At 70.4% G+C, this 24820-nt stretch carries 22 protein-coding genes; 11 read left to right on the top strand and 11 right to left on the bottom strand.

The features are described from left to right. Positions 1–28 precede the first annotated feature (28 nt). Both AB0I12_RS06260 and AB0I12_RS06255 read right to left on the bottom strand, forming a co-directional pair. Complete coding sequence (locus tag AB0I12_RS06260) at positions 29–607, bottom strand: DoxX family protein (protein WP_359925341.1); 579 nt, start codon at positions 605–607, stop codon at positions 29–31. A gap of 57 nt (positions 608–664) precedes the next feature. Next, a complete protein-coding gene (locus tag AB0I12_RS06255; protein WP_359925340.1) occupies positions 665–1381 on the bottom strand; it encodes a DsbA family oxidoreductase in 717 nt (238 codons plus the stop codon). A 70-nt stretch (positions 1382–1451) separates the two neighbouring features. Between AB0I12_RS06255 and AB0I12_RS06250 the strand changes: the two genes are divergently transcribed. From AB0I12_RS06250 to AB0I12_RS06230, 5 genes are all read left to right on the top strand, one after another. Continuing rightward, entirely contained in the window at positions 1452–2288 is an 837-nt protein-coding gene (locus tag AB0I12_RS06250) for an aminoglycoside phosphotransferase family protein (protein ID WP_359925337.1), read from the top strand. 48 nt (positions 2289–2336) lie between these two features. Continuing rightward, positions 2337–3566 carry a helix-turn-helix domain-containing protein gene (locus tag AB0I12_RS06245; RefSeq protein WP_359925335.1) on the top strand — a complete coding sequence of 410 codons (1230 nt, stop codon included), beginning with the start codon at positions 2337–2339 and terminating at the stop codon, positions 3564–3566. Positions 3567–3714: 148 nt separating this feature from the next. After that, positions 3715–4161 carry a hypothetical protein gene (locus tag AB0I12_RS06240; protein WP_359925333.1) on the top strand — a complete coding sequence of 149 codons (447 nt, stop codon included), beginning with the start codon at positions 3715–3717 and terminating at the stop codon, positions 4159–4161. 113 nt (positions 4162–4274) lie between these two features. Beyond that, complete coding sequence (locus tag AB0I12_RS06235; protein WP_359925330.1) at positions 4275–4937, top strand: DUF4097 family beta strand repeat-containing protein; 663 nt, start codon at positions 4275–4277, stop codon at positions 4935–4937. 45 nt (positions 4938–4982) lie between these two features. Further along, a complete protein-coding gene (locus AB0I12_RS06230; RefSeq protein WP_359925328.1) occupies positions 4983–6215 on the top strand; it encodes a serine hydrolase domain-containing protein in 1233 nt (410 codons plus the stop codon). Between the two features lie 47 nt (positions 6216–6262). On the opposite strand, the gene AB0I12_RS06225 is transcribed toward AB0I12_RS06230, so the two are convergent. The 4 genes from AB0I12_RS06225 to AB0I12_RS06210 all read right to left on the bottom strand — a co-directional run bounded on the left by AB0I12_RS06225 (position 6263) and on the right by AB0I12_RS06210 (position 11684). Beyond that, positions 6263–7042 (bottom strand): alpha/beta hydrolase, encoded by a 780-nt coding sequence (locus AB0I12_RS06225; RefSeq protein ID WP_359925325.1) that lies wholly within the window; start codon positions 7040–7042, stop codon positions 6263–6265. Next, positions 7039–7758 carry an alpha/beta hydrolase gene (locus AB0I12_RS06220; RefSeq protein WP_359925322.1) on the bottom strand — a complete coding sequence of 240 codons (720 nt, stop codon included), beginning with the start codon at positions 7756–7758 and terminating at the stop codon, positions 7039–7041. The genes AB0I12_RS06225 and AB0I12_RS06220 overlap by 4 nt, the downstream gene beginning before the upstream one ends. Before the next feature lie 128 nt (positions 7759–7886). Next, positions 7887–10442 (bottom strand): BREX system ATP-binding domain-containing protein, encoded by a 2556-nt coding sequence (locus AB0I12_RS06215; protein ID WP_359925319.1) that lies wholly within the window; start codon positions 10440–10442, stop codon positions 7887–7889. A 12-nt stretch (positions 10443–10454) separates the two neighbouring features. Then, entirely contained in the window at positions 10455–11684 is a 1230-nt protein-coding gene (locus AB0I12_RS06210) for a M20/M25/M40 family metallo-hydrolase (protein WP_359925317.1), read from the bottom strand. Positions 11685–11809: 125 nt separating this feature from the next. Here AB0I12_RS06210 and AB0I12_RS06205 point away from each other — a divergent pair, with 125 nt between their 5' ends. The 4 genes from AB0I12_RS06205 to AB0I12_RS06190 all read left to right on the top strand — a co-directional run bounded on the left by AB0I12_RS06205 (position 11810) and on the right by AB0I12_RS06190 (position 15981). After that, positions 11810–12247 (top strand): hypothetical protein, encoded by a 438-nt coding sequence (locus AB0I12_RS06205; RefSeq protein ID WP_359925314.1) that lies wholly within the window; start codon positions 11810–11812, stop codon positions 12245–12247. Positions 12248–12329: 82 nt separating this feature from the next. Continuing rightward, positions 12330–13454, top strand: a complete 1125-nt coding sequence (locus tag AB0I12_RS06200; RefSeq protein WP_359925311.1) for a hypothetical protein — start codon at positions 12330–12332, stop codon at positions 13452–13454. After that, entirely contained in the window at positions 13451–14539 is a 1089-nt protein-coding gene (locus AB0I12_RS06195) for a hypothetical protein (protein ID WP_359925310.1), read from the top strand. The genes AB0I12_RS06200 and AB0I12_RS06195 overlap by 4 nt, the downstream gene beginning before the upstream one ends. Beyond that, a complete protein-coding gene (locus AB0I12_RS06190; protein ID WP_359925308.1) occupies positions 14539–15981 on the top strand; it encodes a hypothetical protein in 1443 nt (480 codons plus the stop codon). The genes AB0I12_RS06195 and AB0I12_RS06190 overlap by 1 nt, the downstream gene beginning before the upstream one ends. Here the strand turns inward: AB0I12_RS06190 and AB0I12_RS06185 are convergent. The 3 genes from AB0I12_RS06185 to AB0I12_RS06175 form a co-directional block, all read right to left on the bottom strand. Then, entirely contained in the window at positions 15978–16829 is an 852-nt protein-coding gene (locus AB0I12_RS06185) for an aminoglycoside phosphotransferase family protein (RefSeq protein WP_359925305.1), read from the bottom strand. The two genes, AB0I12_RS06190 and AB0I12_RS06185, sit on opposite strands and share 4 nt — an antisense overlap. After that, positions 16829–18118, bottom strand: a complete 1290-nt coding sequence (aspS, locus tag AB0I12_RS06180) for an aspartate--tRNA(Asn) ligase (RefSeq protein ID WP_359925302.1) — start codon at positions 18116–18118, stop codon at positions 16829–16831. The genes AB0I12_RS06185 and aspS overlap by 1 nt, the downstream gene beginning before the upstream one ends. Positions 18119–18378: 260 nt before the next feature. After that, a complete protein-coding gene (locus tag AB0I12_RS06175; RefSeq protein WP_359925299.1) occupies positions 18379–20679 on the bottom strand; it encodes a sigma-70 family RNA polymerase sigma factor in 2301 nt (766 codons plus the stop codon). 281 nt (positions 20680–20960) lie between these two features. Here AB0I12_RS06175 and AB0I12_RS06170 point away from each other — a divergent pair, with 281 nt between their 5' ends. After that, a complete protein-coding gene (locus AB0I12_RS06170) occupies positions 20961–21785 on the top strand; it encodes a hypothetical protein (protein ID WP_359925296.1) in 825 nt (274 codons plus the stop codon). Between the two features lie 87 nt (positions 21786–21872). Here the strand turns inward: AB0I12_RS06170 and AB0I12_RS06165 are convergent, their stop codons facing one another. After that, positions 21873–22865, bottom strand: a complete 993-nt coding sequence (locus AB0I12_RS06165) for an ATP-grasp domain-containing protein (RefSeq protein WP_359925293.1) — start codon at positions 22863–22865, stop codon at positions 21873–21875. A gap of 16 nt (positions 22866–22881) precedes the next feature. Next, complete coding sequence (locus AB0I12_RS06160; protein ID WP_359925290.1) at positions 22882–24090, bottom strand: pyridoxal phosphate-dependent aminotransferase; 1209 nt, start codon at positions 24088–24090, stop codon at positions 22882–22884. Positions 24091–24175: 85 nt separating this feature from the next. Between AB0I12_RS06160 and AB0I12_RS06155 the strand changes: the two genes are divergently transcribed. After that, positions 24176–24811 (top strand): helix-turn-helix domain-containing protein, encoded by a 636-nt coding sequence (locus AB0I12_RS06155; RefSeq protein WP_359925287.1) that lies wholly within the window; start codon positions 24176–24178, stop codon positions 24809–24811. The last annotated feature ends 9 nt before the right edge of the window (positions 24812–24820 follow it).

Genomic DNA, 24820 nt, shown 5'->3' with positions numbered 1-24820 from the left:
TCGGCCTGCGCCGACCATGCTGGGAGCGTCAGCCGAGATGCAGCTCCGCCTTCGCGAGTTTCGCGGCGTGCTTGGCCTCGCGGGCCAGGTCCTTCGCCTCCCGCTTTGCGGCCTTGGCGCCGCGCTTGGTCTCTCGCTTCGCCGCCTTCGCGCCGTGGCTCGCCCGCCATGCCACGCCGGGCTTGCCCTCGGTGTCGACCGCGGCGAGCAGCAGACCGCCCAGCAGACCCAGGTTCTTCATGAACTGGATCCGCTGCGCCTGCCGGGACTCCTTGTCCTTCATCTGCCAGAACGGGTGCCCGGCGACGGTCACCGGCAGCAGCGTGGCCGCGAGCGTGGCCGCGCCGAGCCGCCGGCCCTTGCCGGTTGCGAGCGCGAGGCCGCCGATCACCTGCACGGCCCCGTTCAGCCGGACCAGGTTGACTGTGGTCTCCGGGATCCGGTCGCTGACCTGCGTCGGGGCGACCTTCTTCACCATCGGCACGAGCCGGTCCGTGACCGGCTGGGCCTTGGGCACGAGCGGCTCGGGGTTGCGGATCGAGTTCGCACCCTGGACGACGAAAATCATGGACAGCAACGGCCTGGCCAGTGCGCGCACGACAGTCATGCCTCCTTCATACACCAAGACGTATACGGGAGTTGTGTAACTCCCGGTACCCAACTGTCAGAGCGCGCAGCCGTCCGGGCCGCAAGTCGCGTCGTCGCCGGCAGCCGGGGCGGTGATGAGGGTGACCGGCCCGCGGGCCCGGCTCAGTGCTTCCTTGAAGACCTCGACGGGCTGGGCGCCGCTCACGCCGTACTTCTCGTCGATGACGAAGAACGGTACGCCGTTGGCGCCGTACGCCACGGCCTGCGCCTGGTCCGCCGCGACCTCCTCGGTGTACGTCGTACCGGCCAGGACCTCACGCACACGGTCGGCGGGGAGGCCGACCTCTGTGGCCAGCTCGGTCAGCGTGGCGTGGTCACCGACCGGGAGGCCGTCGGTGAAGTAGGCCTTGAGCAGACGCTCCTTGAGGCGGCCCTGCGTGTCAGCGGGAACCTCACCGGACGCACCGAGGTCGTGAGCCAGGTGCAGGAGGCGGTGCGCATCGACAGTGTTGACCGGCTTCGCCTGGTCGAGGTGGTACTCCAGTCCGACCTCAGCCGCCACCTCGGTGACGTGGGCGTTCGCCTGGAGACCCCACTCGCGGCCGCGGCCGTACTTCTCACCCAACCGGGTCGCCAGGTCCCGCGGGTCGTCGTTCGTCGACGAAGGGTCGAGCTGGAAGCTGTGCCAGACGATCTCCGCGGTGTCGCCGCTCTCGGCGAGGGCCTGCTCGAGCCGCCGCTTCCCGATGTAGCACCACGGACAGACGACGTCGGACCACACATCAATGCGCATAACTGTCCGCAACTGACCGCTTTGTGGACCTATTCCCAACCAGCCACCGGTGTGACGCGTCTGACGCTCCATGGACGAAGAGCTGGTTCGGACCCTGTTGAGCGAGCAGTACCCCGATCTCGCGGATCTGCCGCTCAAGGAGGTCATCGGCGGCTGGGGCAACCAGATGTGGCGCCTGGGCGACGACCTGGCCGTGAGGCTGCCCCGTCACGCCGGCGCCCCCCAGGTGCTCCACAGAGAACACCGGTGGCTGCCTGACCTCGCCGCCCAGCTGCCGTTGCCCATCCCGGTCCCGCGGCACCTCGGCGCTCCGTCGGACCGCTTCCCGCGGACCTGGCTGGTCACCACCTGGGTGCACGGGGAACCAGCGGACCACGCACCGCTCAGCGATCCGGCAGCGGCCGACGTACTGGCCGGTTTCCTGAACGCGCTGCATACCGAACCACCGGTCGGCGCGCCGGTGAGCGAGCGGTCGACCCTTTCGCCGAGCCCGGGCTGGGACGAGGTGCAGGCGCACGTCGGCCGCGCCGAAGAGATCCGTGCGGTCTGGGAGGACGCACTCGCGGCGCCGACATGGGACCGGGCGCCGGTGTGGGTGCACGGTGATCTGCACCCGGCGAACGTGGTGGTTGCCGACGGCATACTCACCGGCGTAGTGGACTTCGAGGAGCTGGGCTCCGGTGACCCGGCGACCGACCTCGCTTCGGCCTGGATCCTGCTCCCGGAGCCGGAGCGCTTCCTCGCTGCGTACGGCGCGGACGAGGCGACGGTACGGCGGGCACGCGGCTGGGCCCTGACGCGGGCGCTGTTCCTGATCGCGATGGGCATCAACGGTGAGCTGGGCAAACCCGGCGGCAAGACCCACTGGGGCCCGATCGGCCGCGCGGCCCTCGACCGGCTGCTCTGACGTCGGGTTCTAGAATCGCCCGCTGGAACGGGAGGAGGGCCAGCGGACGTGCGTGATGAGTTGGCGGGGCAGCTGGCACAGCTGCGCGACCTCACCGGTCGCAGCCTGCGTGAGCTCGCCCGTGACATCAACGCCAGCAGCTCTTCGCTGTCGCGGTACTTCGCCGGCCAGGCCGTTCCGCCGTGGCCGACAGTCGTCGCGCTCTGCAAGGTGGCCGGCCGCGACCCCAGACCGCTGCGTGAGGTGTGGGAACGCGCCAGGGGCGCGCCACAGACGAAGCAAGCCGTCGCGCTGCAGGTCCGCAACGACCTGCCGCACGATGTCACCGCCTTCACCGGTCGCCGCGCCGAATTGGACCTGCTCGTCGACGCGGCCCGCAGTACGTCGCTCGTGGCGATCGACGGCATGGGTGGAGTCGGCAAGACCGCGCTCGCCGTCCATGCCGCACATCTGCTGACCCCGGACTTCGCGGACGGGCAGCTGTACCTGGACCTTCACGGCTTCGCGCCTGGGCGAGAGCGCCTCGACCCCGTGGAGGCGTTGCGGGTCCTTCTGGGTGCCCTCGGACTGCCGCCTGCCCGGATTCCCGACGGGCTCGCTGAGCGGTCCGCGCTCTGGCGGTCGGAGCTGGCCACGCGGCGCGCGATCGTGCTGCTCGACAACGCCGCCGATGCCGAGCAGGTCGGCCACCTGCTGCCCGGCGCCGGCCGGAGCTTCGTGGTCGTCACCAGCCGGCGGCGCATGGTCGAGCTCGACGGCGTCCAGCCGATCTCGCTCGACGTCCTGCCCGGCGAGGAGGCGGCCCAGCTCTTCGTCGAGTCCGCCGGCGGCGACCGGCCCGGTGACGTGGCCGAGGTGCTGCGGCGGTGCGGCAATCTGCCGCTCGCGATCCGGGTCGCAGCCGCGCGGCTTCGGCACCGGCCCGCGTGGACTCTCGACACCCTGGTGGAGCGGCTGCGCGACGGCGACCTCACGGTGTCGGAGGTCTTCGAGATGTCGCTGCGGCAGCTGGACCCCGCGCAGCGGCGGATGTTCCGACTGCTCGGACTGGTACCGGTGAGGACATCGACGCGTACGGCGCGGCCGCGCTGGCTGGAATCCCGCTGCCGAACGCGCGGTCGCTGCTGGAGGACCTGGTCGACGTCCACCTCGTCCAAGAGCCCGCGGCGGGCCGGTACCGGATGCACGACCTGTTGCGGCAGGTGGCCCGCGCCGACGACCCGACGGCCGTGCCTCGAGTATCTGGTGCCTGAGGCGCGGGCGGGTCTCGTCTCCTGAGTGTCCCGTCCCGTCCCGGGACACCGTCGGCGCAGCCCCGGGCCGCCGGTGAACTCGCAGGTCAGGGCGTGACAGCCGGCAGCCGGCCTGTCCCGCGAGGCGTTCCGCGGATTGTCCGTACGACCGAGCCGCACCGAAGCTCGGGGCCATGGACACGAAGCCATGGGTCGTGCAGGGAACCGTCGCCGCGCCGGTCGCCGCAGTCGCCGGACTGCTCCTCGCCGTACGCGAAGGCCGGGTTGGCGACGACAACCTGCTCGTCCTGGCCAGAGCGTCGGCTGCCCGCCGCGGTGCCATGACCGTCATCGCCGGTGAGGTGGCGGGCACCTATCGCGCCGAGCTGGCGGGTCCTGTCGAGCCGGTCGAGATCCAGGCCGACAGCCGCAGCTCGACGCTGGCAGTGCAGAGCTGGTACGGCGGGGTCTACGCCGTCACCGCCTGCGCTGCCGGAGCGCTCGTGACCCACCGGGTACACCGCGTCGTACCCGAGCATCCGGGGTTCGCCGACGGGATCGCCGAGATCGGGCTGCGGACGCGGATCGACCGCGACCTGCGCGACGTACTGAACGTCATCGCCGACCGGCTCGGCTGCTGACACCTGCCCCGACACCGCGGGCGCGGCCGTGTCAGTGCGGCGGCGGTCCGGTGTCAGGACGCTCCTCGAGAGTTGGGGCAACAACAAGAGTTCACAACCAGGAAGGCACCACAATGTCTACGTTCACCACCCCCGAGCCGATCTCCGCCGTGCTGAACATCCCCGCCGGAAGCATCACGTTCGTCGCCGCCGACCAGGCCGAGACCACGGTCGAGGTGCGGCCGGCCAACGCCGCGAAGAGCCGCGACGTGAAGGCGGCCGAGGCGACCAAGGTCGAGTACGCCGACGGCGTGCTGCGGGTCGAGGTCGTCGCGAAGAACCAGTACTTCGGGCCGTCCGGCGCCGTCGCGGTGACCGTCCAGCTGCCGGCCGGTTCCCGGGCCGAGGTGAAGACGGCCAGCGTCGAGCTCCGGGCGACCGGACCGCTCGGTGACGTCGTCGTCGAGGGCGCACAGGGCCCGATCGACCTCCAGGACGTCGCGAGCGCCCGCATCGCTTCCTCGGCGAGCGACGTCTCCATCGGCCGGCTGAACGGGCCCGCGGAGATCCGCACCAGCAAGGGCGACATCCGGATCGCCGAGGCCGTCCGCGGTGACCTCGTCCTGCGCACCGACGTCGGCGAGATCGAGGTCGGCGCCGCGGCCGGAGTCTCGGCCGCGCTGGACGCCGGCACCGCCACCGGCCGGATCGACAACGCGCTCAAGAACAGCGGCGCCGCGGAACTGACCATCCACGCGACCACCAGCGTCGGCGACATCGTCGCCCGTAGCCTCTGACAGCTCGCTTTCCGACTCTCTGTCCGATCGAAGGGAAACACCGCTATGTCAACCACTCCGTCCGGCTTCACCGAGACCGGGCTGCGCCGGCTGCACGACGTGCTGGCCCAGCACGTCGACTCCGGGAAGATCCCCGGCGTCGTCGCCCTGGTCAGCCGCGGCGACGGTGAACCGCACGTCGAGACGCTCGGCACGATGCGTCACGAGGGCGGTGCGCCGATGCAGCGGGACACCATCTTCCGGATGGCCTCGACGTCGAAGCCGGTCTCGATCGCCGCCGCGATGGTGCTGCTCGACGAGTGCCGGCTGCGGCTCGACGACACCGTCGAGGAGTGGCTGCCCGAGCTGGCCGGCCGGCAGGTGCTGAAGCGGATCGACAGCCAGGTGGACGACACCGTGCCCGCCAAGCGGCCGATCACCGTCCGGGACGTGCTGACCTCCACGTTCGGGCTCGGCATGGACATGACGATGATCGGTACGCCGATCATGGGCGCCCTGTTCGAGCAGGGCATCACCCCCAACGGCCCGGTGCCGATGCCGGAGCCGGACGAGTGGATGCGGCGCCTCGGCACCCTCCCGCTGATGTACCAGCCGGGCGAGCGCTGGCAGTACCAGATCAGCAGCGACCTGGTCGGCGTCCTCGTCGCCCGGGTCACCGGTCGGTCGTACGACGAGTTCCTGCGCGAGCGGGTCTTCGGACCGCTGGGCATGAAGGACACCGGGTTCTCGGTGCCCGCCGACCAGATCCACCGGCTGCCACCGCTGTACGCGCCGGACCCCGCGACCGGCGAGTTCCAGGTGTGGGACGAGGCCGAGGGCGGCCGGCACAGCGCTCCGCCGGCCTTCCAGGGCGGTGGCGGCGGCCTGAACTCGACCGCCGACGACTACCACGCCTACTTCCGGATGCTGCTGAACCACGGCGTCCACCAGGGCGAGCGGATCCTGTCCCGCCCGGCGGTGCAGCTGATGACCAGCAACAGCCTCACCGCCGAGCAGTTGGCCGCCCGGGAGACCCTGGCCCGGGACAACGTGCACATCTCGTTCGGCCAGGGGCAGCAGGGCGGCTGGGGCTTCGGGATGGCCGTGCGCACCTACCGGGGCGACTACGCGCCGATCGGGCAGTTCGGCTGGGACGGCGGCGCCGGTACGTCGACGTACGCCGACCCGGTCAACCAGGTCGTCGGCATCCTGCTCACCCAGGTCGGTACGACGGTGCCGTCCTCGGTGCAGCTCATGAACGACTTCTGGACCACGCTCTACCAGGCCCTGGAGGACTGAGAGCGCTCCGAAGGCCGGACCGCGTGCTGCGGTCCGGCCTTCAGTTCTCAGCGGGCGGCCTGCTCGATCACACGGGTCACGGTGCCCGGCTGGGACAGGGCGACCAAGTGGGACGCTCCGGCGACCTCCACCGTCGTGGCGTGGGCGCGGTCGGCCATGAAGCGCTCGGCGGCCGGCGCGATCGCGTGGTCGCCGGTCGGGATCACGGCGTACTTCGGCAGCGCGGCTGGAGCGCCGGCGGGGATCTTCTCGTCGAAGACCGCGGCGTTGACCGGGCGCTGCGACGCCCCGAGTACGGCGGCCTGCCGCGCGGGGAGGTCGGCGGCGAACACCCGGCGGAACGACTCCGGCTTCATCACCAGATCCACCCCTCCGGGGTAGCTGATCGCGTTCGTCGTGTCCGGCCCGATCTCGCTGCCCGGGTACTGCGAGTTCAGCGCCCCGAGCGTCTCACCGGCCTGCGGGACGAACGCGGCGACGTACACCAGCGACTTCACCCCGGCGCTTCCGGCGAGCTGGCTCACCAGCGCTCCGCCGTACGAGTGGCCGACGAGCACCTTCGGGCCGGGGACGGTGTCGAGCACGCCCTTGAGGTACGCCGTGTCCGACGCGATTCCCCGCAGTGGTACGGCGGGGGCGACCACGGTGTACCCGTCCCGCTGCAGCCGGCTGGTCACCTCGGACCAGCTGGCCCCGTCGGCGAAGGCGCCATGGAGCAGGACGATGGTGGGCTTCGGCTTGTGTTCGGTCTGAGCGCTCGCCGTGGTCACACCGGCGAGGGTGAGGACGGCCGCGGCGGCGACCGTCGCCAGGTGCCTGGGCTTCATCGGTTCGCACCTGCCTCGACGGCGCTCGCGATGAAGTCGGCGACGGCCTTCGGCTGCGAGACGGCGACCGCGTGCGAGCCGTCGACTTCGATCGTGACGGCCTTGGCGCGGGCGGCCATCGTGCGCTGGCCGTCCGGGTGGATCGCCTCGTCACCGGTGGCGACCAGGTCGTAGACCGGGAGCCGCTTCCAGCTCGCCGCGCCGGACTTCTCGTCGAACGCCGCCGCGGCGATCGGCCGCTGCGTCCGGCCGAGCAGCTCGGCGTCCTCGACGTCGGCCGCGAACAGCGCCCGGAACTTCGACCGGTCGATGCTCAGCCAGGTCTCCTCGCCGCCGTCCCCGGTGGGCAGCTGGTGCGGGACCAGGCCGGACGCGAAGTCGTTCGCGGGGAAGCTGCCGAGCAGGTCCTGCAGGCTCTCGCCCTCCTCCGGGAGGAACGCGGCGACGTACACCAGCGCGGCGACGTTGTCGGCCTGGTTGGCGGCCGCGGTGATGACCGCACCGCCGTACGAGTGCCCGACCAGGACGACCGGGCCGTCGATCTCCCGGACCTGGGCGGCAACCCGGCTGCCGTCGAGGGCGGGGCCGCGCAGCTCGTTGGCGACCGCGATCGCCGGGATGCCGCGGCGGGTGAGCTCGGCGATCACACCGGACCAGCTGGCGTTCTCCGCGAACGCACCGTGAACCAGGACGACGGTGGGGGTCTTGTCAGTCATCTTCCTCGATCTCCTTCTTCGGTTGCTTGGTAGAAGGAAACCTCTGGAGGCCGCTCCGACGGATCGAGCGAACAGGTGAACCTGTCAGCGCCGGCCGGCGTGCTGAGAGCGGGCCGTGCACCCAAATCTCATGCGTTCGGGGGAGGGGCGAACCGCTCCAGCACCAGCCGGGTGAGCTGGACCCGCGAGTTCACGCCGAGCTTGCCGAACACCGCCCGCAGGTGGGTCCCGACGGTGCTGGCCGACACCACCAGTTCCTCGGCCGCAGACCGGTTCGTGTGCCCCTCAGCCACGAGCAGAGCGACCCGTCGCTCCATGGGCGTGAGTGCCTCCCAGCCCTGTTGAGCCCGTGGCGGTACGGCGGTCCAGCGCCTTCGTCGTACCCCGGCTGCCTGCAGCACCGCCTGGATGCGCCCAGCTGGTGCTGTGGCGCCGAGAGCCGTCAGACTGTCCAAAGCCCGCTCCAGAGCCTGTACGCCGGTCTTGCGATCACCTGCTTCCAGCGCGGCTCGCCCGTAGCGCTCCTCGGCCTGAGCGAGCAGCAACGGCCGCTGCGCCGTACGGACGATCTCGACAGCCGCAGCGAGCTGCTCCACGTCGTTGCCGGCAGCCACGACAGCACGCGCACCACGGCCGGCGGCTGACTCTGACAGCTCGTCCACGAGATTGGCTTGCAGCAGTACGCCGATGCGCTCAGGGAAGTCCTGTGGCGTCGCAGCCAGCTGGCTGACCGCCTTGGCGTCGCCGTCCGCGATGGCCAGCAGGGCCCTGATCGTCGGGTCGCTGCCGGCCAGCTTCCGGGCCTGAGTGAGGTGACCGCGGAGCAGGGCGACCAGTGCGAGTACCTGTTCCGCTGCCGTGGCCAGACCGCTCACTTGCAGCTGGTCCATCCACCGCAGACCGGAGTTGGCTGCTTCTTCCGCTTCCTGCAGGTTGCCGGCCGCGTACTCGAGCCGCGCGCGCAGCACCGCCAGCTGCGGCCCCGCCCACGAGTCGCCAACGGTCATGAGCTCTCGGACGCGGTCCAGTGCGCTGGGGAGCTCGTCGGTCTCAGCACGGCAGTAGAGCTCGCCGACTTCGACCAGCGTGGTCGGCAGACTCCCCAGACCGGTGTCCGCTTGCCGTGCACCGGCGTACAGGTCGCGGGCCTCGGCGTACCTGCCGTCGGCTTGGGCTTGCTCGGCAGCAGCGACCTGCAGGAGCGCGTGTGCGACCGGGTCTTGCACGGAGGGTGCTTGTTGGCCGGCCAGTGCGCGGAAGGCGGCGAGCCGTTCGGCCAGATGCGGTGCCGCGCCCGGGGCGCTGAGCTCCTTCACGTCCAGACGCTGACTGGCCCACTGGTACGGCGCCAGGTGCAGCCGGATCGTCGCCTGCAGGTCCGGCGTGATCGGCCCGTGGTAGAGCGCCGTACCGCTCAGCAGGTCGTCGGCGAACGCCTTGGCCCGGTCGTACTGCCACGCGGCCAGCAGGACGCCCACCACGTCCACACCGACCTCAGCGCGCAGCGGATCGTCGACGTGAGTGAGGTCGAACGCCTCCTGGATCACCTCTGCGGCGGTGGTCGACATAGTCGCCAGCAGGTCCCGCGCCGCTTCCCGCAGCGTCGCGACAGCCGTCGTGTCGCCGGACTGGGCGACTGCGAGGACATGCGGTGCCGCAGCGGCCGCACCGCGCCCGGCGGACATCAGCTGGTTCGCGATCGCGCCGTGCAGCGCTCGCTGCGCAGACGGCGGTACGTCGGCCAGCGCCGCGGAGCGCAGGAGCTCGTGCCGGAAGCGCAGCACGGACCCTGCATCCGTGAGCAGACCGGCCTGGATCGTCTCGTCCAACGGCGCAGCAAGCCTGGCGACCGGCGCGGCCATCAATACGGCGACGTCTTCCAGGCGGAACTCGCTGCCGAAGACAGCAGCTGTACGGACCAGGTCCCGGGCCGACTCGGACAGCTCCCCGGTGCGACGGCGTACACCCTCGACGAGGCCGGCGGACAGGTCGCTGTCGCTCAGGTACAGACCCGCGATGAGCTGCTCGGCCAGGAACGGGATGCCCTGGACGCCGGCCAGCTGCACCGCGAGCGACGGGTCGACCGTGTGGTTCAGACGGTCCGCAGCAAGGTCCTGGATCGCCTCCGCGGTCAGGGGTGCGAGCGGGATGGCGTGCACCGGGACGTTCACGGCCTCGACGAGCTGGTCGGCCGGGCCGCCGGGGCTCGGGCGGGTGGCGAGCAACCAGAGGAGATTCGCGGCGGGAAGACGGGCGACGACCACCCGCAGTACGAAAGCTGTCAGCGGATCCGACCAATGGGCGTCGTCCAGCACGATCAGGGCGCGCACACCAGCGAGACGACGACCGATCAGGTCAGCCAGCCGCTCAGCGAGCCAGAGCGGCTGGGTGTTGAGCGCTGCCAGCTCCAGGAACTGGTCGGTATCGATCAGCGGCTCAGTCCCGGCCCTGAGCGCAGGCGCGAGCGAGGCGAGCGGACTGATGTTGTCGGTCTGGTGTGCGACCGCACTGGCGACCAGGAAGCCCTGCCGCTCGGCCTGCTCCACAGCGGCTGCCAGGAGCGCTGACTTGCCGATCCCGGGCTCGCCACTGACGACCGCCAGCGAGGCCTGCCCGTTCGCGGCCGCTCGCAGAGCATCCAGGAGCTTGCCGAGCTCCTCAGAGCGTCCCCGCAGCGGCACCATGGTGGATTTGTATCAACCGCAGCGACGGACAGCCAGCAGGGCATACGTACGGGCGGCGTGCAGTACGTCGGCCAGCACCACGTGCTCGTCGGCCGCGTGGGCGTACCGGACGTCACCCGGCCCGTACTGGAGCGTGGGGATGCCCGCTGCGGCGTACTGCCGGAGATCGGATCCGTACGGCGCTCCCTTGACCGCCGGGACCGCTCCGCCTGCGTCAGACACTGCGGCGACCGTGTCCGCGAGCAGCGGGTCGCCCTCAGGCAGCAGACCCGACGCGAACTCGCCGCCCGGCCAGCTGACCGTGACCGGATGGTCGCGCAGCCACTCGTCCTTCGCGCACGCCTCCGCGACCGCGTCCTCGAAGGCGGTCCGCGCGTCCGCGACGGCCTCGCCGAGACGTACGCCGTACCGGCCCTCGGCGATCAGGCGGTCAGGCACGGTGCTTGCCCAGTCGCCGGCCGCGACGGTGCCGACGGACAGCGGGTTGGCGAGGTCGAGGTGGGCGAGCAGCGGGTGCGGGTCCCGGTTGCGCTCGCGCTCGAGCTCCTGCAGCGCGGTCTGGATCACGGTGAACTTCTCGATCGCGCTCACCCCGCGGCTCCGGGTCGAGCCGTGCGTGGCGAGCCCGGGCACCTCCAGGCGGAAGGTCAGCGAGCCCGCGTTGGCCGGGATGACCGTCCCGGCGGTCGGCTCGGCGATCAGGCACGCCTCGCCGCGATGACCGCGGCGCAACGTCGCGAACGCGCCGACGCCGCCGTCCTCCTCGCCGATCACGGTGTGCACCGCGAGCGGCTTGCGCAGCGTGATGCCCGCGGCAACAACGGCCGCCACCGCACCGAGCACCGCGGCGACACCGCCCTTCATGTCACAGGTCCCGCGCCCCCACATCACGCCGTCCTCGATCCGCGCGTCGAACACCTCACCCGGCACCACGTCGACATGCCCGTTGAGAATCAGCCCCGGCGTACGGTCGCCGCCCAGGACGCCGACGCAGCCCCAGGCCTCGGCCCGCTCGACCTCCATACCTGGGAACTGCGGATCCGCCGTCAGCTCCGGCAGCTCGAGCCGCCAGTGGTCGACGGCGAGCCCCAGCTCCGTCAACCGCCCGGCACACCATGCCTGGACGTCGACCTCCGCCGCGGTCCCGTCCACACTCGGAATCCGCACCAGCTCCCGCAGTTCGCCGATGATCCGGTCCTCGTCGATCGCGGCCAGAACGGCCTGCTCAGTCTCGTAAGTCACGGCACTGGAATACCACCAATCGGCCGACAAAGTCTGACCGTTCAGCCGACAGACCGCGCGGTGCGGCGCTGACAACATTCCTCAGGAGTCGGCCCGCCGGGCCGTCCGACAAGGGGGAAACCACCATGCACCGCAAGAAGAAGATCCTGATCACCACCGCCGCCGTCCTCGCCATCGGCGCCGGCTCGGCCTTCGCCTACTGGAGCACCACCGGCTCCGGCTCCGGCACGGGCACCACCGCGAACTCGAACGGGACCATCACCCTGCACGCGTCCTTCGACACCGGCATCACGCCGGGCGGGACCAGGGAGGTCACCTTCACCGCCGACAACCCCGGCTCCTCGAGCCTGCGGGTCGGCACGGTCACCTCGGTGGTCTCGGCCTCGGGCACCTGTGACGCCACCTGGTTCAGCCTCCCGGCGGTCGTCCAGAACCAGACCATCGCGCCAGCCACCACCGGCGTCGCGCTGGCGAACAAGGGAACCCTCACGTTCTCCGACTCCGCCGACAACCAGGACGCCTGCAAGGGCGCCACGCTCACGCTGGCACTGACGAGCAACTAATCACGCGGCCGTGGTTTCCCAGGCCTGGGCGAGGCGCACGCCTCGTCCGGGCCGGGACCGCACCAGTTCTTGGGGGAGTGAGATGCAAGGCACGCGAAAGGCCCGCCACCGGTTGATCAGATTCGTGATCGCCGGCGTGTGCCTGCTGCTCGCCGCAGCCGGCCTGGCGTACGCCGCGCAGCCGGCCAAGCCCGGCCTCACGCTGGGCATCTCGCCGGCCAGCCAGTCGGTGACCCGCGGCCAGACCGCGACGTACGCCGTGAGCGCGACGTCCACCGGCGGCTTCACCGGCGCGGTGACGTTCAGCGTCAGCGGACTGCCGAGCGGAGCGACGGCCGCCTTCAACCCGGCCTCGGTGACTTTGAGCTCAGGCGGTACGGCGAGCACGACGCTGACCGTGACGACGACGTCGACAACACCGACCGGATCTGTCACGTTCACCGTGCAAGGCACCAGCAGCAAGGTCAACGGCAGCGTCTCCGGCGGTCTAACCGTCAACGCCCCGCTGTCGAGCGCCATCGCGATGACCGTGACGCCGGCCTCGGTCACTCTCGCACCTGGGTCCACCGCGGTGTTCACCACGCAACTGACCCGCACGAACTTCCCGGGCGCGGTCGCCTTCGGCATCGTCGGGGGTCTGCCGCCCGGCGCGACCACGACCTTCACGCCGAACCCGACCACCGGCAACTCCTCGACGCTCCAGGTCACCACACCGCCGACCGCCGACGACGGCACCTTTACGCTCTACCTGGTCGCCTCCGGCAAGAACCCGGCCGGCGTCACGCAGTACGCCTACGCGAGCGTCCAACTCGTCCTCGCGACCACCGGAAAGCCGTTCGCGATCAGCGGCAACCTGTCCGGCGCCCTCGCACCCGGCATCTCACGCCCGCTCGACCTGACACTCACCAACCCGAACAAGAAGCCGATCTCCGTGACGAACCTGACCGTCACCGTGCAGTCCGTCACCCGGACCCAGTACGCGACCACCCACAACCTGCCCTGCGGACCGTCCGACTACAAAGTCACCCAGTACACCGGCACCTACCCACTGACGGTTCCCGGCACCAGCAACACCACCCTGTCCACCCAAGGCATCCCACAGTCCTTTTGGCCCCAGGTAGCCATGCTCAACACCACCACCAACCAAGACGGTTGCAAGAGCGCCGCCCTCACCCTCGCCTACTCAGGCGCCGGGAGCGGATCATGACTCGACGCTTCTTGCTCATGCTCGGCACGGTCGTGCTCGCCTTGACCGCCGGTGGAGTCGCGTGGGCGTTCTGGACCGCGTCCGGCGCCGGCACCGGCAGCGCCGCGACAGGCACACTCGACGCGCCCACCAACGTGACCGCCGTGGCGACGCCAGGCATCGGCACAGTCCCCGTTACCTGGACCGCCTCCTCACAAGCGACCGGCTACTACGTCACCCGCGTGCGGAATAGCGACGGTACGACGGCCGCAGCGTGTGGCACGTCTGCGACGCAGCCGACGACCGCCACGTCCTGCGACGACGCCGGTGTGGCGGACGGCGCCTACCACTACACAGTCACCGCGGTCCTCACCACCTGGACAGCGATCAGCGCACCGAGCGCGAACGTCACCGTGAACAACACCCGGCCGTCGGTCACGGTTAACCAGGCCGCTGGCCAGACCGACCCCACCGCTGTCGCACCGATCAACTTCACCGCGGTCTTCAGCGACAGCGTGGCCGACTTCACCAGCTCCGACGTGACCGTGTCGCCGTCGAGCGCGACCGTGACTGTCACCGGCAGCGGTACGACGTACAACCTCGCCGTCACCGGGCTTCCGGGCAGCAGCGCTGTGACCGTATCGATCGCCGCGAACGCCGCACACGATCCCGCCGGCGCCGGCAACACCGCGTCGACGAGCACCGACAACTCCGTCCTGCACGACGTGACCGCCCCGACTGCGCCGGCTCCGACGGCCAGTGCGGCGGTCACCTTCGGCACCTTCGTCAACGGCGGTGCGGTCACCTTGACGAGCGCTGCCACGGACGCGCACTCCGGCGTCGCCTCGGTCGCGTACTACTACTGCGCGGGATCCACCGGCGCCTGCACAAGTGCGAACTGGACCGCGATCGGATCATCGACCGCCGCAACCAATGGCTTCCCGGTCGGCTCGAACGCTCCGTTCGCCGCGGACGGCCCGTACCGGATCGTTGCCGTGGCCACCGACGCCGCGGGCAACCTGAGCGCGCCGAGCCCGGCCACGCAGTTGTCCGTCGACACCACTCCACCCAGCGTCTCCCGCCCGATCGTGAACGGACACTCGTGATGAGCACCATCAGACTGCGGCGGAAGATCGCCGTTGCCGCACTGGCCGTGCTACTGGCAACCGTCGGCCTGCTGAACGCCGGCCCGGCCTTCGCAGCCAACGCAGCCAGCGGCGAGGGAACCATGAACGTCTCGCCGAGCTCAGTGGCAGCAGGGTCTACAGGCAACCAGCTCACCTTCACCTTCAAGGCAGGCGGCAACAAGTTCGCGAATGGATCGAAGGTGGCGTTGACGGTGCCGGCGGGATGGACCCCGCCATCGACGACCTTGGGCACCCCCGGCTATACGACAGCGTCCGGTCTATCGTGCGGGCCTGGCAGCCTGTCGATCTCCGGTGCAGGCCCTTGGACGATCACCGTGAGCCAGACCTGTGACGCCGGAGCCGAGCTCACCCTGCTGTACGGCGCAGGCAACAATCCGAGCCACGTCACGGCTCCGTCCACGCCGCAAACGGCAACCTTCACCGCGGCATCTCAGGGAGGCCAGTCCGGCAGCCTCGTCAACCTGACCTCGGGCTCGCCGGTGGTGAACGTAGTGACTGGCCCGCCCGCCAAGCTGGCGTTCACGACTCAGCCGCCCCCGACCGGAACGGCCGGCGCGATTCTTGCTGCCTTCCGGGTCACCGTTCAGGACGCGTCAGGCAACACCGTCACCACGTCCAACGACCCGATCACGCTCTCCGCGAGCGGGCCGCCGGGCGGCGACTTCAGCTCGGCGCCCTCGACGTACACGAACGTCCCAGCGGTTTCCGGTGTCGCGACGTTCAACGCAGTCGCGCTGAGTCTGACCGGCACCTACACGCTGACTGCTAGCCGGTCAGGCCTGACGTCGGCGACCAGTACGTCGATCGTCGTCAGTGCCGGTGCGGCGGCCAAGCTCGCCTTCGCCCAGGGGCCGTCCAACGGGTTCGCCGGTACGCCCCTGTCGCCGGCGGTCACCGTGCAGGTGCAGGACCAGAACGGTAACCCGGTCTCAGCAGCTGGGGTGGCGGTCACGCTGACTGCGTCGGCCGGGCTGATCGACTCCGGTGCGACGGCGACGACCAATAGTTCGGGCTTGGCGACGTTCAGCGGCGTGACGATCAACAGTGCGGCGCTCGGCCTCACGCTGACCGCATCCGCGTCCAACCTGACCTCGGCCGGGCCGTCGGCGAGCTTCAACGTCACTGTTGCGGTCAGCAACGGTGCGACATTGGGCGGGACGACATCCGACGGCAGCGGGTCCGGGGTGAAGTCAGTGGCGTACTACTACTGCGCGGGCTACTCCGGCGCATGCACGAGCGCCAACTGGACCTCCATCGGCTCCTCGACAGTAGCCAACTACCAGATCAGCTGGACCGGCCAGCCGGCGAACGGTGTCTACCGGGTTGTTGCCGTCAGCACCGACAACGTCAGCAACGTCAGCCAGCCCAGCGCAGCCACCCCGGTGACGGTCGCCAACTAGCCCCCGAGCAGTTCCAAGACGCGCCGGCCGCCGTGGTTGACCATCTCTTGGGCGTAGGTCGGGCGGTCGTGGACGAATTCGGCGACGCTTGCGAAGGCGGCGGCCGCGCAGATGGCGGTTACGGCGTGGCCATTCGCGCGGAGTGCTGACTCCAGGAACAGCTCGTCGACGCCGTCCGCGGCGCCGTCGCGGGCGGCGGAGGCGGCGAGGGACACCAGGTCGTAGGCGCGTGCTCCGCCGCCGGCGGCTTCGATGTCGATGATGCCGGTGATGCGGCCGTCGGCCGCCAGGAGGTTGCCCATGTTCAGGTCGCCGTGCACGAAGTCGTGGTGCGCCAACTCCTCGTTCCGGTACGGCGCGCACAACGCGCCGTACCGTCGCAGCAACTCCGTGGCCTCGTCGTCGTACCCGGCCACGCGTTCCCACACGCCGTCCCAGCCGTCGAAGACGACGCCGTGGGACCAGCCTGACCAGGTGACCTCGTGGTTCTCGGGGAGCAGGTCGCGCTGGAGCTCGCAGATCTCGATCACCTGTTGCGCCAGGGCAGCATCCAGCGTCGGTGCCGAGCCCGGCACGAGCTCCTGCAACTGGTACGGCGATCCGGCCGCGGTCGTGCCGACGGCCAGCCACGCGGGCGTGGGATAGCCGACGGCACGTGCGCGGCGGACGAGCTCGGCGGCCTTCTGTACCCTCGGTGCCCAGGCCGGGTTGCCGGTCCACTTGAGGACGACGCCGTCGGTCAGCTCGTACGCCGTCGACTGCAGACCACCGGTCAGTTGCCGCACGACCCGATAACTGGTGCCCAGGGCAACATTCAACTCGGCGACAACCGACGCGGTGGTGTCCATCAGGGGGTCAACCGGTGCAGGTCGCGCGGGAACAGCGTGACCTCACGGACGTTCTCCGCTCCGGTCAGCCGGGCGACGAACCGCTCCAGCCCGATCGCGAACCCGCCGTGCGGCGGCATCCCGTGCTTGAACGCCTGCAGGTACGAGCTGTACGCCGGGGCGTCCGCCGACTCACCCTGCGCTGCCAGGGCCGCGACGTAGTCCGAGTACCGGTGCAGACGCTGGCCTCCGGTGACCAGCTCGACCCCGCGGAACAGCAGGTCGAACGAGTTCGACCAGCGCGGGTCGGACGGCTGCGGATGGGTGTAGAACGGGCGCTTCACCATCGGGTAGCCCTCGACCGCGACGAAGTCGCTGCCGTGCTCGCGCAGCGCCCACTCGCCGACCGCACGCTCGTCCGCGGGCGCCAGGTCCGGCTCGTCCGGGTCCGCGCCGGCGATCTTCAGCGCCTCGCTGAAGTGCACCACCGGTACGTCGACCGGGATCTCCGGCACCGTCACGCCGAGCCGCTCCAGCGCGCCGCCCGCCCGCGAACCCACCGCCGACAACATCTCCGAGATCACGGAACGCAGGACGGCGAGGACGTCGCGGTGGTCGGTGATGAACCCGAACTCCGCGTCCAGCGAGACGTACTCGGCGAGGTGCCGGACGGTGTCGTGCGGCTCGGCCCGGAACACCGGACCGACCTCGAAGACCCGCTCGAACACGCCGACCATCGTCTGCTTGTAGAACTGCGGCGACTGCGCCAGGTACGCCGGCCGGCCGAAGTAGTCCAGCTCGAACACGTTCGCGCCGGACTCGGTGGCCGCACCGACGATCTTCGGCGTCTGGATCTCCGTGAAGCCCTGCCCGTCCAGCGCGGACCGGAAACCGTGGATCGCGGCCGCCGCCACTTCCCACCCGGCCCGCACCACCGGATGCCGCAGCGCGACCGGTGCGTTGTCGAGTACGACGGGCAGCCCTGCCCCGACCGCCGGACGCCACAGCTCGATCGGCGGCGTCGCGGCCGGCTCGGTCAGCGGCTCGATCACCGGGTCGACGATCTCCGCGCCGCCGGGAGCCTGCGGGTTGGCGGCGACCGTACCGGTCACCTGGACCACGGTCTCCTCACCGAGCTCGTCCAGCTGCGTCTGGGTTTCCTCGGACTTGACGACGATCTGGCTGAGGCCGGACCGGTCGCGCAGGATCAGGAAACTGACGGCGGCGAGCCGTCGTCTTCGGTGCACCCAGCCGGCCACCGTGACGGTCTGGCCCACTGCTGAGGGGATCTCATGGCTGAGAATTCGCATCGCTGTTTTCACCTCCAGGTCTTCATCCGAACCCCGGAGGTGTGGGCGAAGGGGAATCTCGCGGTGCCACCACACCTTCACCGAGCCCTGTCAGGTGACAACGGCCCGGCCTCTTGCACAACAGTCGCTCAGGAGTGTCTTCGCCACCGCTCCACGCATCGCCTTCACAGCTACCGGCGACTCTCTCGGACGTGGGGCACGGCGCTACTCGGTTCCCTCAACGCGAACAGGACCAGGATAGGCGACCCGGCAACCGGATTTCACCGCCGCGTCGTCGCCGGCGGGATCTGAGCCGTGTCGGTGTCCTCGCGACCGCCGACGCGAGCGTGGACGGTGAAGGCGTTGCTGGAGCCGTTGCCGGGCAGCCACGCGTTCCACTCCGAGTTCAGCGGCTTCTTGTAGCTGTTCGTCGTACAGGTGGCGCGACGGATGTCACTGGTCCGCTCACAGGTCCAGCCGAGGTCGAACGACGGCAGGAAGGTCAGATTGCGTCCCCACGAGATGTCGAGGGTCACCTTGCGGCCCTGCGCGCCGTTCACCTTCAGGAACCGGTTGTAGACGAACGGGTTCGGGTCGTCGTGCGGCGTCGGCGTCAGGAGCTGCAGCAGCGACTCGTCCTGTTGCAGCGCGGGCAGCACCTCGGAGTCGGTGTCGCTGACCAGATCGGCCGCCGCGGCCACCGTGAACGTCCGCGCCGCGTCGGACGACTTTTCCGGTACGTCGAAGTCGGCCGGCAGCGCAGCGGGTCGCGCCGGGTTCAGCGCCGTACACGTCGCGGTCTTCTGCGAGCAGGTCCAGCCGGCCGGCTTCGCAACGATCGGCCATTCGAGGGCGCTGCCGTAGCTCAGCTTCAGCGTCACCTTCGACCGGCCGGTGCGCGGGGCAACGGTCAGGATCCGGTGGTGGACGTCCGGGTCGGCGCGGCCGTCGAGGATCTTCAGCAGGTTCTCGTCGGTGCTGGGCTTGGCCTGCACCGACGCCGAGTCGTCGTCGTACAGCCGGCCGGTCTTCGCCGAGACGGTGAACGTCCGGTCCGCGTTCGAACCACCGGTCGGCGCGTCGAATGTGACCGCCAGCGGCTTCGGGGCCGCCGGGTCGTTCGCCGTGCACGAGCCGGACGCCTGGCTGCAGACCCAGCCCGGCGGGTTGGCGCTCAGCGGCCACTCGAGCTCGGCGCCGTACTTGAGGCCGACCACCACCGGATCGGCGTTTCCGGCCGGCGTCTTGATCGTGATCACGAACCGGATCCCGGACGCGTCGTCGCGCGCCGACCGCGGGGTCGCCACCGGGGTCTCCTGCAGCACCGGGCTGCCGCCGCCCTGCGGGATGCTGATCGTCACCAGTCCTTCGTCGAGCACCGGAGTGGTGGGCGTCGGCTTCGGCGGCGTGGGTGTGGTCGGAGGCGGCGTCGGGACCGGCGTCGTCGCGGTCGGAGTCGCGCTGGGCTGGGTCGGCGCGGTGGTCGGTGCCGTGGTCGGGGCCGTCGTGGGCGCGCTCGTGGGAGCCTGCGTCGGCTTGGACGCCGGCGGCTTGGCCGACGGTGGTTTCGCCGTCGGCTTCGGCGGGACCGTCGGGTTCTGGCCGGGTGGCTGGGTCGCCTGGGTCGGGGCCGGCTGGTTGATGGCGGCCGGGGGAGTGTCGTTGCCGGTCAGCGCCATCGCGGCGAGTGCGGCCGCGACGGCGACGACCACCACGGCGCCGGCGCCGACCGCGGTCCGGGTGCTGTTCTCGGTGGCCTTCTTCCAGCCGGTGACGAAGAAGCCGACCAGCCCGACCTTGGCGCCCGAGGCGGCGGCCAGGTAGCCGAGGCCCGCGGTGCCCAGCAGGGCCGGGGCGAGCAGCGCCGGCAGCGCGCTGTTGACCTCGACGAGCTCGAGGTACACCGCGGTGCACTTCGCACACTCGTCGAGGTGCTCGCGGACGTTCCGGTTCTCGCGCTTGGTCAGGCCGCCGCGGACGTACGCGCCGAGGCGCTCGGTCGTCCAGCGGCAACGGTCCCCGCCGACGTCGGCCAGGTGCTGCTGCAGGTACGCCTGCCGCAGGCCTTCCCGGGCCCGGTAGGCCAGCGCGGACACGCCGTTCGCGGTCAGGCCGAGCAGGGGAGCGATCGCGGCCGGCTTCTCACCCTCGACCTCGGTGTGCCACAGCACCGCCTGCCAGCGCTCCGGGAGGCTGGCGAACGCCTTGGCCGCCGCGCCGCTCTCGAACCCGGTGACGGTCGGGTCGTCGAAGGTCTCCGGCTCCCGCTCGTACGACGCGATGTCGTCGGTGGTCTGCACCTTCTTGCCGGAGCGGATCCGGTCGACGTGTACCCGCCGGACCGTCGTCAGCAGGTACGCACGGAACGAGACGTCCGGCCCGCCGCCGCCGCGCAGCGCGTCCAGGACCTTCGCGAACGCGTCACTGGCGAGGTCGTCGGCGTCGTTGGCGGGGACCAGTTGGCGGGCCATTCGCTCGGCGGCGTGGTGGTGCCGCGCATACAGCTCGCCGTACGCCTCCAGGTCGCCGTTGCGGACGCGCGCGATCAGTTCGGCGTCGCTCGGTGCGTCCGGCGTCTCCATTCAGCTCCCCCGTGGGTTCTCTCTGACGACTCTCAGTGCGGCAACGTGACGGTGCGTCACTTTTGGTTGCCGAGGACAAGGCTCCCACGTGTGACGGCGGAACGCATCATCTCTGACGCGGAACGGTGCCTCTTTCCTGACGAGATCACCAGGCCCGAAGTTACGCCGAAAAAAGTTCTGGAAATCCGCGTCATGAACCGCGACCGGCGCTGTCTCATCGGCGTACGACGCTTCCGGCCGACCGGTCGGGAGACTGACGGGGCTGTTTTTCGAGGAGGGCCATGTCGCTGTTCGCGGACATCCGCAGACGGTTCGACCTGCGTCCGGCCAAGTCCCTGAACCTGGCGGGGTCGCCCGCCCGGACCAAGCCGGAAGCGTCGTCCACCACAAGTTCGGGGGAACCACCGTGCGGGCGGAAGGAACCGCACGGCACAGCTGGTACCGATTACAGCGCCTATCTCGCGATCGCCGAGGCGCTGCACGACGGTGCCGATGTCGTGCCTGCATCGGACGAGACCGGACGCCGCCTCGCGGCCGATGGAGTCTCGCTGGTGGAGGCACTTGATGGGCTGAGTGCGTTGTACCGCTCGATCGCCGGGGGCGAGCCGGCTTTCGTCGCGGTACGCGCACTCAGTTCCAGCTGGGCCGAGGCCTCCCTTGTCTACCTGCACTCGCTGTCGTGCGAGGACCCGCTGACCGGGCTGTCCAGCCTGGCGCACCTGCGGTCCCGGCTCGGCGAGCTCTACCGAGAGGCGGAATTCCGTGGAACTTCCGTACCGCAAACCCACGCACTGGTGGTTGTCGAACCGCTCAATCCGCCGGGCACGACGCCGTTCGACCGCGAACTCCGCCTCGTCGACGTCGCGGAATGCCTGCGGATCGTGTTCTGCGGCGGTGACGTACTGGGCCGCGTCGGCTCACACCGCGCGGCGGCGCTCGTCGGCCGCGAGCCGAACCTGCCGGACCAGGTCGCGACGGTACGAGCCCTGATCACGCAGTGGCGGCTGGACACCGAAGTACCCCAGCTGGCCCGGATCTGGATCGAGGGCCTGCCGGGTAGCGACGCGATGGCCGGGAGGTTGCTCGACGAGCTGGCCAGAACCTGAGACCTGCGTCCGGACGCCTACAGGGGGGCGGCCGGGCGCATCAATCCGGCGGCGGATCGCCTGACACGGGGTGGGCGATCCGCCGCCTCATGCCTTGAGCAACCTTTCCACGAGCTCGTCGTAGGTCAGTCCGGCGCCCTTCGCGGCGACCGGGACCAGGCTGCCCCGGGTGAGGCCGGGCAGCGCGTTCACCTCCAGGCAGTACGGCGTACCGGCGTCGTCGCAGCGGAAGTCGACCCGGGAGTACGTCGGACCGAACCCGAGGGCCTGATGCGCGCGGACCGCGAGGTCCTGCAACTCCTCGGCGAAGTCCACCGCGATCTCCGCGGGACAGACCTCGCGCACGGCGCCCGGCTGGTACTTCGCCGCGTAGTCGAAGACCTCCGTGGTCAGCTCGATCTCCACCACGGGCAGCGCTGTCCCACCGATCACGGCGACGGTGAACTCCCGGCCTCCGAGGAACGGCTCGACGAGCAGCTCGCCGTCGGCCCGCACGGCATCCAGCGTGTCGACCTTGCGCACGGCCACACTGGAGCCGTCGGCAACGGGCTTGACCACGACCGGTCCGCTCGCCAGCAGCTGTTTGACTCCGACCGGCGGCTCGCGCTGCTCCGACGGGTTGTACAGCACCCGCGCCGGCACCGGGATCCCGGCGGCCTCGAGCACCGCCTGACAACGACCCTTGTGCCAGGCAACGGCACAGACGTCGTGACCCGCACCCGTGAACGGGATGCCCGCCAGCTCCAGCAACGCCTGCACGTGCCCGTCCTCACCCCAGCCGCCGTGCAAAGCGATGAACACCTTGTCGGCGCTGCGCAGTTGCTCCGGTCCACCCGTGAGCGCGGCGTACATCCGGCGTCGCAACACAGCGCGGTCCGCCGGCGCCGGAGGCTCCTTGGGCACCGGTACGACGGAATCGCCGGCCGGCACAGGGTCGGCCAGGATCGGCTGCTCCGCGGCCGGATCGATCAGCACCACGTCGTGACCGCGACCGGCGAGCGCCTGAGCCACTGCCCAGCCGGATGACCGCGAGACGTCCCGCTCCGAACTCTCGCCGCCACATAGCACCGCGACTCGCACGTTGCCTCCTCCTTCGTTACTGCTGGTAGCTGTCCAGGAACCGGCCGATCCGGCGGATCGCCACCTCCAGGTCGCCCGCCTCGGGAAGCGTGACGATCCGGACATGGTCCGGCCGCGGCCAGTTGAAGCCGGTGCCCTGGACGATGTGGATCTTCTCCCGCAGCAACAGGTCGAGCACGAACTTCTCGTCGTCGTGGATCGGGTGCACCTGCGGGTCGATCCGCGGGAAGGCGTACAGCCCGCCCTTCGGTTTGACGCAGGACACCCCGGGAAGTTCGTTCAGGGTCTCCCAGGCCGTGGTGCGCTGGGCCTCGAGCCGGCCGCCAGGGCGGATCAGCTCGTCCAGCGTGTGGTCGGTCAACGCGGCCTCGATGACGTGCTGGGCGAGCGCGTTCGGGCACAGCCGCATCCCGGCCAGCATGGTCAGGCCCTCGAGGTAGTTGCGGGCCGCCGCGCGCGGACCGGAGACGACCAGCCAGCCGGCCCGGAAGCCGGCGATCCGGTGACTCTTCGACAGGCCGCCGAACGTCAGGGTCAGGACGTCCGGCGCGAGCGCGCCGAAATGGTGGTGGGTGGCGCCGTCGTACACGATCCGGTCGTAGATCTCGTCGCTGAACACCATCAGCGAGTGCCGGCGGGCCAGTTCGGCGATCCCGGCGAGAACCTCGGGCGAGTAGACCGCGCCGGTCGGGTTGTTCGGGTTGATCACCACGATCGCCTTGGTGCGGTCGGTGATCTTCGCCTCCAGGTCGGCGAGATCGGGCTGCCACTCGGCGGACTCGTCGCACACGTAGTGCACCGGCGTACCGCCCGCGAACCGGGTCACGGCGGTCCACAGCGGATAGTCCGGGCTGGGGATGAGCACCTCGTCGCCGGTGTCGACCAGCGCCTGGATCGCCATCCCGGCCAGCTCGGAGACCCCGTTGCCGAGGTAGACCGCGTGCTCGTCGACGTCGGTGTAGCCGCGCTGGGAGTAGTACGTCGCCAGCGCCTGCCGCGCGGAGAGGATGCCGCGGGCATCGGTGTACCCGTGCGCGGTCGGGAGCCGCGCGACCAGGTCGGCGAGCACCGCCTCGGGGGCCGCGAAGCCGAACGGCGCCGGGTTGCCGATGTTCAGCCGCAGGATGCTGTGCCCGGCGGCCTCCAGCGCGTCGGCCTGCTCGACCACCGGCCCGCGGATCTCGTAACACACGCCGGTCAGCTTGCTGGACTGCCGAAACTCCATCGCCCCACCCCTTCGTCGTCTGCGGACGGCATGCTACTTGGTTCTTCCAAGTACATACTTGGCGGGTCCAAGCTAGGCTGTCCACATGCCCCGCCGAAGCTATGCGCAGTACGACGCCGCTGCCCGGTCCCTGGATGTGGTCGGCGAGCGGTGGACGCTGCTGATCGTCCGCGAGCTCGCCTTCGGTCCACGGCGGTACACCGATCTGCACGCCGACCTCCCGGGGATCAGCACCGACGTTCTCGCGGCGCGGTTGAAGGAGCTGGAGGCGGACGGAGTCTTGGAACGGCGGACGTTCGCGCCGTCGGCGCCCGTCCGGGTCTACGACCTGACCGAGCGCGGCAGGGAACTCGTCCCGGTGGTGATGGCGCTGGCCTCGTGGGGGAGTCCACTGCTGGCCGAGCACCTTTCGACGGACGCTGTGCGCCACCACTGGTACCTGCTGCCGCTGGCCGAGATCCTGCGCCGGGCGGCCGGCGGGGTCGACGGTGTGGTCGAGCTGCACGTCGAGGGCAGCAACTGCCGGCTGCGGTTCGAGTCCTGGCGCGCAACCGTCGTACCGGACGAGGCTCCCGAAGCGGTGGTCACCGTGTCACAGAAGGTCGCCGACGAGCTGCTCGCGGGGCGTCTCGCGTGGGCGGACGCGGTCGCGGACGGACAGGTCGCCGTCGACGGCTCCTCGGCCGTGGCGACCCAGCTTTCTGTCGGTCGTGCCCCCTAGGCTGGGGCT

Source organism: Kribbella sp. NPDC050459 (assembly GCF_040655315.1).
GTDB lineage: Bacteria > Actinomycetota > Actinomycetes > Propionibacteriales > Kribbellaceae > Kribbella.
This window is presented reverse-complemented; position numbering and strand designations above follow the sequence as displayed.

Coding starts and splice junctions, on each gene's coding strand:
- AB0I12_RS06185 (WP_359925305.1), bottom strand. CDS start 16,829: ATGGACACCACCGCGTCGGTTGTCGCCGAGTTGAATGTTGCCCTGGGC.
- AB0I12_RS06235 (WP_359925330.1), top strand. CDS start 4,275: ATGTCTACGTTCACCACCCCCGAGCCGATCTCCGCCGTGCTGAACATC.
- AB0I12_RS06260 (WP_359925341.1), bottom strand. CDS start 607: ATGACTGTCGTGCGCGCACTGGCCAGGCCGTTGCTGTCCATGATTTTC.
- AB0I12_RS06255 (WP_359925340.1), bottom strand. CDS start 1,381: ATGCGCATTGATGTGTGGTCCGACGTCGTCTGTCCGTGGTGCTACATC.
- AB0I12_RS06220 (WP_359925322.1), bottom strand. CDS start 7,758: ATGACTGACAAGACCCCCACCGTCGTCCTGGTTCACGGTGCGTTCGCG.
- AB0I12_RS06230 (WP_359925328.1), top strand. CDS start 4,983: ATGTCAACCACTCCGTCCGGCTTCACCGAGACCGGGCTGCGCCGGCTG.
- AB0I12_RS06160 (WP_359925290.1), bottom strand. CDS start 24,090: ATGGAGTTTCGGCAGTCCAGCAAGCTGACCGGCGTGTGTTACGAGATC.
- AB0I12_RS06170 (WP_359925296.1), top strand. CDS start 20,961: ATGTCGCTGTTCGCGGACATCCGCAGACGGTTCGACCTGCGTCCGGCC.
- aspS (WP_359925302.1), bottom strand. CDS start 18,118: ATGCGAATTCTCAGCCATGAGATCCCCTCAGCAGTGGGCCAGACCGTC.
- AB0I12_RS06155 (WP_359925287.1), top strand. CDS start 24,176: ATGCCCCGCCGAAGCTATGCGCAGTACGACGCCGCTGCCCGGTCCCTG.
- AB0I12_RS06175 (WP_359925299.1), bottom strand. CDS start 20,679: ATGGAGACGCCGGACGCACCGAGCGACGCCGAACTGATCGCGCGCGTC.
- AB0I12_RS06240 (WP_359925333.1), top strand. CDS start 3,715: ATGGACACGAAGCCATGGGTCGTGCAGGGAACCGTCGCCGCGCCGGTC.
- AB0I12_RS06205 (WP_359925314.1), top strand. CDS start 11,810: ATGCACCGCAAGAAGAAGATCCTGATCACCACCGCCGCCGTCCTCGCC.
- AB0I12_RS06215 (WP_359925319.1), bottom strand. CDS start 10,442: ATGGTGCCGCTGCGGGGACGCTCTGAGGAGCTCGGCAAGCTCCTGGAT.
- AB0I12_RS06200 (WP_359925311.1), top strand. CDS start 12,330: ATGCAAGGCACGCGAAAGGCCCGCCACCGGTTGATCAGATTCGTGATC.
- AB0I12_RS06225 (WP_359925325.1), bottom strand. CDS start 7,042: ATGAAGCCCAGGCACCTGGCGACGGTCGCCGCCGCGGCCGTCCTCACC.
- AB0I12_RS06195 (WP_359925310.1), top strand. CDS start 13,451: ATGACTCGACGCTTCTTGCTCATGCTCGGCACGGTCGTGCTCGCCTTG.
- AB0I12_RS06190 (WP_359925308.1), top strand. CDS start 14,539: ATGAGCACCATCAGACTGCGGCGGAAGATCGCCGTTGCCGCACTGGCC.
- AB0I12_RS06250 (WP_359925337.1), top strand. CDS start 1,452: ATGGACGAAGAGCTGGTTCGGACCCTGTTGAGCGAGCAGTACCCCGAT.